This window comes from Flavobacterium sp. GL_143 (assembly GCF_057834355.1).
The window spans coordinates 1,178,217-1,190,618 of sequence record NZ_CM174401.1; the positions used below are offsets into that span (position 1 = coordinate 1,178,217).

Sequence of the window (12,402 nt, forward strand, 5' to 3'; positions counted from 1 at the left end):
CATGACAAAACCTATTCTAGATAAAGAAGCAGTCGAAAATTTATTACCACAAAAGTTCCCTTTTGTAATGGTAGACAAAATGTTTTCATTTGATGAAAGTTCTTTGGTTGCTGGCTTAAAAATTCAAAGTGAAAATATTTTCTCAGAAAACGGGATTTTTTTAGAAGCTGGATTAATAGAACATATGGCACAATCTGTCGCTTTACATACAGGATATGTTTTTTTCTTAAAACAAGAAAAAGCACCGACAGGATATATAGGTTCTATCAAGCAAATTGATATAAAGAAATTGCCTAGTGTAAACGACGAGATTCAATCGACGATTACTATTATACAAGAATTTGCCGGAATAACATTGGTAGATATTGTTACGACCTTAAACAACGAAGAAATTGCCAACGGACAAATGAAAACCGTTTTGGCTAAATAATATAACAAATGGACACTCTAGTAGACATCCGAAATTATCTCCCGCACCGTGAGCCAATGCTTATGGTAGATTTGATTCTTACGATAGATGCTCAAAGTGTAGAAACCATTTTTTTAATTAAAGAAGATAATATTTTTGTCGACAAGAATATTTTTATCGAAGCCGGATTAATTGAGAATGTGGCGCAAACCTGCTCTTCTATTGTAGCTCAAAAATATTTTGCTAATCCTGACAAAGAAGAAAATGTAAGTGTTATTGGTTTTATCAGTACGCTGAAAAATCTCAAAATATACGAATTACCAAAAGTGAACACAAGCATAATTACACGAGCAACTTTGGTTTCTAAATTTGCTGGAGACGATTATACATTATGTACGATGAGTTGCGAAAGCTTTCATGAAGAAACACAACTATTGGAATGTGAAATTAATTTATTCATTCAAAAGACAGTTTCGATTCCGGAATAATTAATTTTAAATAATAAAATGGGTTTAAAACATATATTAATTCGAATTGGAATTTTAATTTTTTTAATAGGATCTTCTCTTTTTATTTATAAGTCCTACTATGAAAATACCCTAGGGAATCGCCATCATAGTGGAGATGTAGGAGACCTTGGTCTTTTACTTATGCTCATTTATATACTTATGGCCTTTTGTATAGCATTCATTTTTGAAATGATATATCTCGCAATATTGAAAAGAAAAAGTTTAGTTTTTTTTCTAACAACACTAACCTCTTTATTTTTAATCGCTTATGCTTTTAACATCCTAACATTCATATAAGTCATGGAAAAAGAAAAAGTACCACAAGACCAAGGGAATTTAACCAAAAACAATATGAAAGAGCTTGTATATGCAACCGACGAAAACGGTAATTATACTACAGCTCTAAGTACAGGTTGGGAACCTAAAACTATTGCACTTTCTAATTCTATCGATGAAATAAACGAACGCATCGCCGATGCAAAATTGCAAGTCAAAAACGGAGAAGTAAGCCCTATTTGCTATTTTATGGAATTGAACCGAATGGATTTGTTAATCCTTTCCAATTATGTTGGTCTGTGGAAATGGCGCGTAAAAAGGCATTTTAAACCCGCTATCTTTGCAAAACTAAATGACCGGATTTTACAAAAATATGCTGATGCTTTTTCGATTTCAGTATCCGAATTAAAAAATTTTAAAACAGATTAATGCAAACTACTTTTACACATCATCAATCGGCGCATTGCGAAAATGGAGTAGCTTCAAATTTGCTAAAAAACAGCGGTTTAAATTTAAGTGAACCTATGGTTTTTGGTATTGGCTCAGGACTTTTTTTTGTGTACCTGCCTTTTATAAAAGTTAATTATGCACCTGCAATAAGTTACAGAACCTTACCAGGACAAATTTTTAGGAGAGTTGCCAATAGATTATATTTAAAAATAAAAAGACAAAAGTTTTCATCCGTTTCCAAAGCAAGCCAAGCTTTAGATGAAAATCTAAAAAATAATATCCCAACAGGATTACAAGTCGGTGTTTACAACCTAACTTATTTTCCAGACGAATATCGCTTTCATTTCAATGCTCATAACTTAGTGGTTTACGGAAAAACCGATACCGATTATCTTATTAGCGACCCCGTAATGGAAACTGTTACCACGCTTACACATGACGACTTAGACAAAGTCCGTTTTGCTAAAGGTGCTTTTGCTCCAAAAGGGCAAATGTATTATCCGATTCATATTCCTGAGAACATTGATTTAAAAAGTGCGATTATCAAAGGAATAAAGAATACCTGTCGCGATATGCTTGCGCCAATGCCTATTATTGGTGTTAAAGGAATAAAACTAGTTTCGGGAAAAATACGCAAATGGCCTCTTAAACACGGAACCAAAAAAGCCAATCATTATCTGGCGCAAATGGTACGAATGCAAGAAGAGATAGGAACTGGTGGCGGAGGTTTCCGTTTTATATATGCTGCTTTTTTACAAGAAGCTGCCGTTATTTTAAACAATGAAGATTTAAAAATCCTTTCGAAAGAAATGACCCAAATTGGAGATTTATGGCGAGATTTTGCTGTAGAAGCTTCAAGAATCTACAAAAACCGAAGTGCCAAAAATGATGCTTACAATACTATTGCCGACCAACTTTTGGACATTGCCAATAGAGAAGAAGTGTTCTTTAAGAAATTAAAAAAAGCAATTAGCTAATATATTTTGCAACCCATTATTCAAATAACATCCCTTTCTAAAAAGTACAAAAATGCAGAAATGTATTCTTTGAACGATTTAACGCTTACTATAAACGAAGGTCAGATTTTTGGTTTATTAGGCCCAAATGGAGCTGGGAAAACCACATTAATTTCTATGCTCTGTGGTTTAGTCAAGCCTACTTCGGGTTCTTTTACAATTAACGGAATGACCTATGGAACTAATGCTACCAAAATAAAAAAATTTATCGGCGTTGTTCCTCAGGAATATGCCTTATATCCTACCCTAACCGCAAGAGAGAATTTACATTATTTCGGGAGTATGTACGGCTTAAAAGGTCAGGATTTAAAAGACAAAGTAATCGAAACTTTAGACCTTTTGGGTTTACTGAAATTTGCAGATAAACGTATCGAAACCTTTTCGGGAGGAATGAAAAGAAGAATCAATTTAATTGCAGGGATATTACACAATCCTAAAATTATATTTCTAGATGAACCAACAGTTGGTGTCGATGTGCAATCTAAAAATGCTATTATTGATTACCTAAAATACCTCAACCAAAACGGAACTACTATAATCTATACTTCGCATCATTTATCTGAGGCGGAAGATTTTTGTAGTGATATTGCAATACTTGACCAAGGAAAAATTTACGCTCAAGGCACTCCCTCAGGATTAATATCGAATACACAAAATGCTCAAAACCTAGAGGACGTTTTTATTTCATTAACTGGTAAAGAACTGAGAGATGATATATAAACTATGGATGTCCGTCGTGAAAGAATTTCTTTTACTGAAAAGAGATTTAGGAGGATTAATCATTTTATTTGTGATGCCTCTAGTACTTGTTATTACCGTAACCTTAATTCAGGATAGTACATTTAAAACCGTAAGCGATTCCAAAATCGAAATCCTTTTGGTTAATAACGACAACGGTTCAGTAGCCAAAACAGTTTATGATAATTTGCAAAAAAGCAACCTGTTTACTGTAGTAACTCAAATCGACAACATTCCTTTAACCGAGGCTGTTGCCAAAGAAGCTGTTTATAAAGGAAAATATCAATTGGCGATTGTAATTCCGCAAAACTTAAGTAAAGATTTACAGGCAAAAATCGACCAGAATGTACAAAAAATAGTGAGCAGCATTGGTTTAACCGATACACTTGCCCAGACTGAAACTCCTAAAATAATCAACCAAAAGGAGGTTAAACTATACTTTGACCCTGCAGTACAAATGAGTTTCAAGAATGCGGTCATGAACTCTATCGATAAGATGATCTCGCAAATAGAAACACATTCTATATACACCGCCTTTCAGGAACAATTAGGAGAAGGAAGCGCTAGTTTTGAACAAAAAAGTTTTATCACTTTCAAAGAAATAGTTCCTAGAGTAAACAACAAAGAAGTGTTGCCAAATTCGACACAACATAACGTTCCGGCTTGGACACTTTTTGCTATGTTCTTTATTGTGATTCCGCTTTCGATTAATATTGTAAAAGAAAAAACGCAAGGAACCTTCGTTCGATTATTAACAAATCCAGTTTCAAATCGTGTTGTAATGCTGGGCAAAACAATTACGTATTCCGTAATTTGTATGATTCAGTTTTATATGATGGTAGCTGTAGCCGTATTTCTGTTTCCAGAAATTGGTTTGCCACCACTTAATATCGAAGGACATTTATTCTTAATGAGTATCGTTGCGTTGTTCTCTGGATTTGCTGCCATAGGTTTTGGGATTTTATTAGGAACCGTTGCCAAGACACAAGAACAATCGGCTCCCTTTGGCGCAACAAGTGTTATTATCTTAGCTGCAATTGGCGGAGTTTGGGTTCCTGTTTTTGCAATGCCAAAAATCATGCAAATCATCGCCAAATCATCACCGATGAACTGGGGATTAAATGCCTTTTACGATGTGTTATTACGTAACGCATCTATCTTAGAAATCATTCCGGAAATAAGTTTATTATTTCTGTTTTTTATAATTACCACAACAATTGCCTTAGCATATGATAAGAAGAAAAGAGCAGTATAACGAAGCTATTGCATTAACAGTTACCGAAGAAGTTAGAGTTCGCTTTAACGAAACCGATGCACTCGGAATCGTTTGGCACGGCTATTACATAACTTATTTTGAAGATGGTCGTGAAGCTTTCGGGCGTAAACACAAACTTACCTATCTGGATGTTGCCGAAAGTGGCTATACAACCCCAATTGTAAAATCTATTTGCGAACATAAATTATCTTTGCGTTATGGCGATGTCATTCGGGTGGAAACAAGTATTGTAGATACACCTGCCGCAAAAATAATTTTTAGATTTAGAATTTTCAATACCAACGATGAGATTGTCTGCACAGGCGAAACCACTCAGGTATTTTTAAATAAAGAAGGGAATTTAATGCTTACCAATCCTCCTTTTTATGAAGAATGGAAGAGAAAAGTAGGATTATTGAAGTAAAAACAAACACGAATTATCACGAAATAAAAATAATCCGTGTAAATCTGCTTAATCTGTAAAATCTGCGTGCCTTTTTAGATAACACAAGATACAATCACAGGAAAGCTTTCCTGCAAGGTTTTTTTTACCTTGTAGGTATATTATAATCAATACAATATACCTACAAGGTTTTAAAAACCTGTTAGGATAACACAATAAAAATGACAAAAGCAGTATACATCACGCAAACCAATTGCATCACACCATTAGGATTTAATGTTCCATCAAACATTGAAACTATCCTACGTGGTGAATCAGGTATTCAGTTGCATGAAGATGTGTCCTTGATGCCAAATCCTTTTTATGCATCGATTATAAATGATGAGAAACTAAATACCGCTTTCGCGAAAGCTAGTTCCGAAACCAACTATTCGAGATTAGAGAAAATGATGATTTTGGCTTTAGAGCCAGTTGTCAAAAACTCAAAAATAGATTTAGATTCAAAGACAGCCTTTATACTTTCGACAACAAAAGGAAATATCACTGCATTAAAAAATGATTCGCCAGAGAGTTTTCAGAATGCACATTTACATACTTTGGCACAAACAATAGCTGATTATTTTGGATTTAAAACCCAACCAATCGTGGTATCAAATGCTTGTGTATCTGGAATTCTGGCCGTTTCGGTTGCCAAAAGATTAATACAAAGCGAACTTTACGACAACGTTTTTATCGTTGCTGGCGATGAAGTTTCAGAATTTGTTTTATCTGGCTTTAATGCTTTTCAGGCAATGAGTAGTTTACCATGCAAACCATATTCTTTAAACAGAACTGGTGTAAGTCTTGGCGAAGCTGCTGCTGCAGTTTTAGTTTCGGCGGAAGCCAAAAATTCAAAAATAAAAGTTACAGGAGATAGTTCTATAAACGATGCCAATCATATTTCGGGTCCTTCAAGAACAGGCGAAGGTTTGTACCGAAGTATTCAAAATGCCCTGAACGAAGCACAAATAAAACCAGAACATATCGATTATATTTCCGCACACGGAACCGCAACATCTTTTAATGACGAAATGGAAGCCATCGCTTTCAACCGATTAGAAATGGGAACAGTTCCTGTAAATAGTCTGAAAGGTTTTTATGGTCATACATTGGGCGCATCAGGATTATTAGAAACAGTTATTGCTATTGAATCTGTGCTTCAAAACAAGCTTTTTGTTTCCTTAGGTTTTGATGAATTAGGTGTAAGTCAATCGATAAATGTAATTGAGAAAAACGAAGATAAAAATATCAAGACATTCCTAAAAACAGCTTCTGGATTTGGAGGTTGTAATACGGCTGTGGTTTTTGAAAAAGTGAAATGAGATTGAACTGTTCGGAAATTCCGAACAGTTCAAATTTGAAATCCAACTTGCAAGTAATCCTTACAAGTTCAAAACTTAAAGAAATGAATTTAGACGAATCACTTTTTAAAGAAGCTTTAAAAATTAAAAACTTTGATTTTAAAGATAATGCAATAAAAGTAACAGATAAAACTATTGAGTTTTTTGAAAACTTAAACTTATCTCAAGATTTGATAATTTTTTTTAAAACATTTTCATTTAGAGAAGAAATTAAATTTGGAAGTATATATTTTAATTGCATAAACAGAATTAAAACAGAAAATCTTGAAGAAGAGAATAACGAAATTTATAAAAAAGATTTATTAATTATTGGTTCCGGCGCAAACGGAGATCCAATTGTTCTAAATACAAAAACAATGAGCGTTGGATATATTTTTCATGACATTCTTTGGGAAGAAGAAAATATTGAAGATTTAAATAAAATTTACATTGATTTAAAAATGAGTATTGGAACTTTCTTCTATAAATCGATAACTGAAGAAGATTTTCCTATTGATGCTTATGATGCAGAAGATTATATAAAATAAAATGACTCAAAACAAAACATACATACAATCCTATTGCACAATCCAAAACAACGAAATTGTTTTGAATGGAACTTCTGTATTCAAAACAGAACCCACTTTATTTGCTGATTTCTCAAAACAAGCTTATCGCAATTTTGAGATTAATTATCCTAAGTTTTTCAAAATGGATTCTTTAAGCAAACTTGCTTTTTTAGGAGCCGAATTACTTTTGAAATCTGAAACAGAATCGGACCCGAACGATAGTGAACTGGCAAAGCAAACAGAAAACAATACCGCTTTACTTTTAGCCAATAAATCATCAAGTTTAGATACCGATGTAAAGTATCAGGAATCTATATCTGATAAAGAAAATTATTATCCAAGTCCAGCAGTTTTTGTTTATACCTTGCCAAACATTTGCTTGGGCGAAATAAGCATACGTCATCAATTAAAAAGCGAGAATTCTTTCTTTATATTTGATGCCTTCAATCCAGAATTCATGAACAGTTATGCCAATACACTTTTGCATACCAATAAAGCAGAAAAGGTACTTTGTGGATGGGTTGAATTTTTTAATGAAGAATATAAAGCTTTTCTTTGCCTGATTGGTAAAGACGAGAATCATAAATACCAAAACGAAACGATAGAAACATTATATAATAAATAATCATGGAAGCATTAAAATTAGAATTAAAAAATAAAATTATTACTGTTTTAAACCTTGAAGACATTACGCTTGAAGATATTAATGACAATGATCCTTTGTTTGGAGATGGTTTAGGTTTAGACTCTATCGATGCTTTGGAATTAATTGTTATTCTTGATAAAGATTACGGAATTAAATTAGTTGACCCAAAAGAAGGAAAAGTAATTTTCCAATCAATCGAATCAATGGCTGCTTACATAACAGCTAATAGAACTAAATAGACTTTTTCAGACTGATTAGACTGGCTTAGATTTTTATCCCGATCCCGAAACGTCGGGACGGGATTAGATAAAAGTATTGTCTAAAATCTAAAAAGTCTAAAATAGTTTCAAGAAGCTTTTTCAAAGTTTAAAATAATAAATTGTTCGATTTTTAAATTATTCAACTATCCTCTAGTTTTTCATGAATTTTTATCTAGAAAATCTAAGAAGTCTAAGTAAGTCTAAAAATCTAAGTCGTCTAAAAAAATGGTAAAAGGAGTTGCTATAACTGGTATGGGAATAATTTCTTCAATCGGAAATTCGGTTGAGGAAAATTATATTTCATTAATAAATAACAAAGTTGCTATTACAACTATCGAAAACATTTCGACAGTTCATGCCGATGTTATTAAGGTTGGTGAAATAAAAAAAACCAATGCTGAGTTAATCGCTCAATTACAACTTGACGAAGAAAACAACTTTTCGAGAACAGCTATGCTTGGTACAATTGCTGCCAAAGAAGCTGTAGCAAATGCAGGAATTACATCAATTAATGAATATAAAACGGGATTAATTTCGGCAACAAGCGTTGGCGGAATGGATATGACCGAGAAATATTATTACGATTATTTTGATAATCCCGAACTCGAAAAATACATTAGTTGTCATAATTGTGGCGATGTAGCTCAAAAAATTGCCGACGAACTCGGATTAATAGGAATGGTTACTACAATAAGTACGGCTTGTTCTTCGGCTGCAAATGCAATTATGCTTGGTGCACGATTGATAAAAACCGGAAAACTGGATCGGGTAATTGTTGGTGGAACCGATGCTTTGGCAAAATTTACAATCAACGGTTTTAAAACTTTAATGATATTATCTGATGGATATAATAAACCATTTGATGATGAACGCAAAGGATTAAACCTAGGCGAAGCAGCTGCGTTCTTAGTTTTAGAATCTGAAGAAATTGTAAAAAAAGAAAACAAAAAAGTTCTCGCTCGTGTTTCGGGTTATGGCAATGCCAATGATGCTTTTCATCAAACTGCTTCATCCGAAAATGGAGATGGTGCTTATCTTGCTATGAAAAAAGCATTTGATGTTGCTGCTATAAATCCTGGCGAGATCGATTATATAAATGTTCACGGAACGGCAACTCCCAATAATGATTTATCTGAGGGAAGAGCAATTCTTAGAATTTACGACCAGAAACCTGTTCCCGATTTTAGCTCAACCAAACCTTTTACAGGACATACACTGGCGGCAGCAGCAGCAATCGAAGCGGTTTATAGCGTACTTGCTATTCAGAACAATGTGGTTTTCCCAAGTTTAAACTTTGAAACTCCAATGCAGGAATTTAATCTGACGCCACAAACAACATTAAAACATAAAAATATCGAACACGTATTATCAAATTCTTTCGGGTTTGGTGGTAATTGTTCTACTCTTATATTTTCTAAAAGCAAATGAGGAAAACATATATAAATGGTACAGGTTGTCTTTCAGCTCAAAAAACATTTGATACTGTTTTTTTAGAAGATGCTGAATGGAATAAAAATGACAACGTTTTGTTTTTAAAAAAACCTGTCTACAAAGATTTCATTTCTCCAGTTGCAAGCCGAAGAATGGCTAATGGAATCAAAAACGGAATCGTAGCTTCTGCTTATGCATTAAAAGAAGCCAATATTTCGAATATCGATGCTATTATTACCGGAACCGGAATGGGGTGCATCGAAGATTCGGAGAAATTCCTAAAAGCAATTATCGATAATAACGAGGAGTTTTTAACTCCTACTGCTTTTATACAATCAACACACAATACTGTTGGAGCACAAATAGCCTTAACATTACAATGCAAGGGATATAACTTTACTTATGTAAATGGCGCAATCTCATTTGAGTCGGCTCTTTTGGATGCAAAAATGCAGATTGAAGGAAACGAAGCCAACTCAGTATTAGTGGGTGGAGTTGATGAAAACGGAGATTATACTATTTCACTTTTTAAATTAGCAGGATACATAAAAGGAGAAAGAAATGAACCTTACGAACTTTTAAACGAAACCACAAAAGGATATGTTTGTGGTGAAGGAGCTAGTTTTTTTGTTTTAGAAAATGAAAAAAAAGAAACTACTTATGCTGAACTTCTAGATGTAGAAATCAAGAACAAGTTACAAGAAAATGAAGTTGAAGCTGAAATTATTGAATTCTTAAAATCGAATAATTTAGAAATTTCGGATATTGACGCTATTGTTTTAGGCTTAAATGGTGATGTAGAATTCGATTCTTATTATACCAATTTAACCGAAAATGCTTTCGCAAATACACCACAGGTTTATTACAAACATTTATGTGGAGAATACAATACCGCTTCATCTTTTGGATTATGGGTTGGTTCTAAAATTATCAAAACACAAACAATCCCAGAACTGATTAGAGTTAATTCACTAGAGAAACCAGCATATAATACTATTTTATTGTACAATCAATTAAACGGTAAAGACCATAGTTTTACATTAATTTCAAAATGATAACGCATAAAAACACTTCTTTGTTTTTTATCATCATATTGCTTTTACTGCTTCTTTCGAAACTTTATATCGCAATCAATATTTGGTGGTTTATTATCATTGGAATAATCTGGTTGAGTATTGCTGCGATAAACTCGGCACGAATAAATTCTAATTATCATGTAAAGGCTTATTGCAATAATTCGTCGGTAACCAAAAAGAAAATTGCATTAACGTTTGATGATGGTCCAAGCGAAACTACATTAGAAATTCTGAATGTTTTAAAAAAACACGATGTAAAAGCTACCTTTTTCTGCATTGGAAAAAACATCGAGAAACATCCCGAAATTATAGAACGTATTTTATCCGAAGGGCATTTGGTAGGGAATCATTCTTATAGTCATTCTGATTTTTTTGATTTTTACAATGCTAAAAAAATACTCGAAGAACTGAGGAAAACGGATGTATTGCTGGAAAAATTTACTTCAAAAAAAATACAGTTTTTCAGGCCTCCGTATGGCGTAACAACACCATCTATACGAAGAGCTTTAAAAATAAGCAACCATAAAGTAATTGGTTGGAATATCCGATCCCTTGATGGCGGCATTAAAGACCAAGAGATTATTTACAATCGCATTATAAAACGAGTTTCTCCTGGCGGAATTGTACTTTTGCACGATACGGCCAAGCATTCGGTTTTGGTCTTGGAACAGTTCTTGCAGTTCCTGCAGCAAAACAATTATACCGTGATTTCGGTTGAAAAACTTTTGAATCTTAAAGCATATGAAGAAGACTAAAATATACTTATCCGTTATAATTCTGAACCTGTTCGTCTTGAACTCGTTTGCACAAGAACAAAAAATGTCTGATAGTGAAATTGCAGCTTTCAAGCAATCTGTGAATGTAGTTTCTAAAAAAATAAAAACATTAAGTACTGATTTCGTTCAGTACAAGCATTTGGATTTTTTATCCAAGGATATTGAAACATCTGGAAAGATGATTTTTAAAGAGCCAAGCTTATTACAATGGCAATACAAAAAACCATATAATTATAGTATTGTTTTTAAAAACGGTAAAATCCTGATTAATGACGAAGGCAAAAAAAGTGCGGTCGATATTGGAAATAGCAAAATCTTTGGTCGAATCAATAAACTTATTGTAGGTAGTGTAAGTGGCGATATGTTTGATGATAAGGAATTTAGCATCAGTTATTTTAAATTTAAAAATCAGAATATTGCTAAATTTATTCCAAAAGATGCAACCTTAAAGAAATACATCAAGCAAATAGAATTGACTTTTGATAAAGAAGATGCAACAGTTGTTCAGGTAAAACTTCTTGAATCATCTGAAGATTATACCCGAATTGTACTTAAAAATAAAGTGATAAATGCAAAAATCGACGACTCCGTTTTTACTAATTAATTGCTTTCTAGTCATTTTCTTATTTTCTTGTGGTCAAAAAATTACCAAAAATTATACTCCAAAACCATTAGAAAAAACGACTTACGAAGCTCCTTATTTTTCTAATCCCGAAATTGATTATGTCTATAAAGCAAACATAACCGTTTATGGTCATGAACTGTCAGGAATTTTTATTGCCAAGAAAATAAATGATACTACACATCGAGTAGTATTTACAACTGAATTTGGTAATAAATTATTAGACTTTGAAATTTCGGAAACTAGTTTTAAAGTCAACTCAATTGTATCCGAATTAGACCGAAAAATTCTTATTTCGACCTTAAAAAAAGATTTTCGTTTACTTCTTAAAAAGGACTACATAATCGAAAAATCATTTGAAAATCAAGAAAATACCATCTATCAAACTAAAGATGGCAAGCAATATAATTTTATATTTTTATCTAAAGAAAATAACAAACTAGAGAAGGTAGTACATGCCTCACAAACAAAAGAAAAAATAACTATTAGTTTTAGTTCAGAAAACAATATTTTTGCAGAAAAAATAGAGATTTTACATCAAAATATAAAGTTAAAAATAGAGCTGAATTATTTTAAATCAGAGTAAA

Annotated in this window: 16 protein-coding genes; all 16 read left to right on the forward strand. The window is 32.8% G+C overall.

The features are described 5' to 3' along the window. Position 1 precedes the first annotated feature (1 nt). The 16 genes from AC3IPI_RS05040 to lolB2 all read left to right on the forward strand — a co-directional run bounded on the left by AC3IPI_RS05040 (position 2) and on the right by lolB2 (position 12,401). On the forward strand, positions 2–430 hold the full coding sequence (locus AC3IPI_RS05040) for a hotdog family protein (protein ID WP_369827343.1): 429 nt from the start codon (positions 2–4) through the stop codon (positions 428–430). An 8-nt stretch (positions 431–438) separates the two neighbouring features. Beyond that, on the forward strand, positions 439–897 hold the full coding sequence (locus AC3IPI_RS05045) for a hotdog family protein (RefSeq protein ID WP_489157532.1): 459 nt from the start codon (positions 439–441) through the stop codon (positions 895–897). 321 nt (positions 898–1,218) lie between these two features. Continuing rightward, positions 1,219–1,623, forward strand: coding sequence for a flexirubin biosynthesis protein DarG (DarG, locus tag AC3IPI_RS05050; protein ID WP_489157534.1), 405 nt, complete (start codon positions 1,219–1,221; stop codon positions 1,621–1,623). Beyond that, positions 1,623–2,621 carry a BtrH-related acyltransferase DarH gene (gene darH, locus AC3IPI_RS05055; protein ID WP_489157536.1) on the forward strand — a complete coding sequence of 333 codons (999 nt, stop codon included), beginning with the start codon at positions 1,623–1,625 and terminating at the stop codon, positions 2,619–2,621. The genes DarG and darH overlap by 1 nt, the downstream gene beginning before the upstream one ends. Positions 2,622–2,681: 60 nt before the next feature. Next, on the forward strand, positions 2,682–3,380 hold the full coding sequence (locus tag AC3IPI_RS05060; protein ID WP_039113377.1) for an ABC transporter ATP-binding protein: 699 nt from the start codon (positions 2,682–2,684) through the stop codon (positions 3,378–3,380). After that, entirely contained in the window at positions 3,370–4,653 is a 1,284-nt protein-coding gene (locus tag AC3IPI_RS05065) for an ABC transporter permease (RefSeq protein ID WP_489157538.1), read from the forward strand. Before AC3IPI_RS05060 ends, AC3IPI_RS05065 begins: the two co-directional genes overlap by 11 nt. Then, the gene (locus AC3IPI_RS05070; RefSeq protein ID WP_039117444.1) at positions 4,628–5,077 is read left to right on the forward strand and encodes an acyl-CoA thioesterase; all 450 of its coding nucleotides are present in this window, start codon (positions 4,628–4,630) and stop codon (positions 5,075–5,077) included. The genes AC3IPI_RS05065 and AC3IPI_RS05070 overlap by 26 nt, the downstream gene beginning before the upstream one ends. Positions 5,078–5,277: 200 nt before the next feature. Next, on the forward strand, positions 5,278–6,417 hold the full coding sequence (locus AC3IPI_RS05075; protein ID WP_489157540.1) for a beta-ketoacyl-[acyl-carrier-protein] synthase family protein: 1,140 nt from the start codon (positions 5,278–5,280) through the stop codon (positions 6,415–6,417). 83 nt (positions 6,418–6,500) lie between these two features. Further along, positions 6,501–6,983: a hypothetical protein gene (locus AC3IPI_RS05080; RefSeq protein ID WP_489157542.1), complete on the forward strand. Its 483-nt coding sequence runs from the start codon at positions 6,501–6,503 to the stop codon at positions 6,981–6,983. Position 6,984: 1 nt separating this feature from the next. Next, complete coding sequence (locus tag AC3IPI_RS05085) at positions 6,985–7,629, forward strand: 3-oxoacyl-ACP synthase (protein WP_489157544.1); 645 nt, start codon at positions 6,985–6,987, stop codon at positions 7,627–7,629. 2 nt (positions 7,630–7,631) lie between these two features. Then, a complete protein-coding gene (locus tag AC3IPI_RS05090; protein ID WP_489157546.1) occupies positions 7,632–7,889 on the forward strand; it encodes a phosphopantetheine-binding protein in 258 nt (85 codons plus the stop codon). A gap of 246 nt (positions 7,890–8,135) precedes the next feature. Beyond that, positions 8,136–9,338 carry a beta-ketoacyl-[acyl-carrier-protein] synthase family protein gene (locus tag AC3IPI_RS05095; protein WP_039113369.1) on the forward strand — a complete coding sequence of 401 codons (1,203 nt, stop codon included), beginning with the start codon at positions 8,136–8,138 and terminating at the stop codon, positions 9,336–9,338. Further along, positions 9,335–10,396 carry a beta-ketoacyl synthase N-terminal-like domain-containing protein gene (locus AC3IPI_RS05100; RefSeq protein WP_489157548.1) on the forward strand — a complete coding sequence of 354 codons (1,062 nt, stop codon included), beginning with the start codon at positions 9,335–9,337 and terminating at the stop codon, positions 10,394–10,396. Before AC3IPI_RS05095 ends, AC3IPI_RS05100 begins: the two co-directional genes overlap by 4 nt. Next, a complete protein-coding gene (locus AC3IPI_RS05105) occupies positions 10,393–11,172 on the forward strand; it encodes a polysaccharide deacetylase family protein (RefSeq protein ID WP_489157550.1) in 780 nt (259 codons plus the stop codon). The genes AC3IPI_RS05100 and AC3IPI_RS05105 overlap by 4 nt, the downstream gene beginning before the upstream one ends. Further along, positions 11,159–11,797: a flexirubin biosynthesis/transport protein LolA2 gene (gene lolA2, locus AC3IPI_RS05110; RefSeq protein ID WP_489157552.1), complete on the forward strand. Its 639-nt coding sequence runs from the start codon at positions 11,159–11,161 to the stop codon at positions 11,795–11,797. Before AC3IPI_RS05105 ends, lolA2 begins: the two co-directional genes overlap by 14 nt. Then, positions 11,763–12,401 carry a flexirubin biosynthesis protein LolB2 gene (lolB2, locus tag AC3IPI_RS05115; protein WP_489157554.1) on the forward strand — a complete coding sequence of 213 codons (639 nt, stop codon included), beginning with the start codon at positions 11,763–11,765 and terminating at the stop codon, positions 12,399–12,401. Before lolA2 ends, lolB2 begins: the two co-directional genes overlap by 35 nt. Position 12,402: the final 1 nt, after the last annotated feature.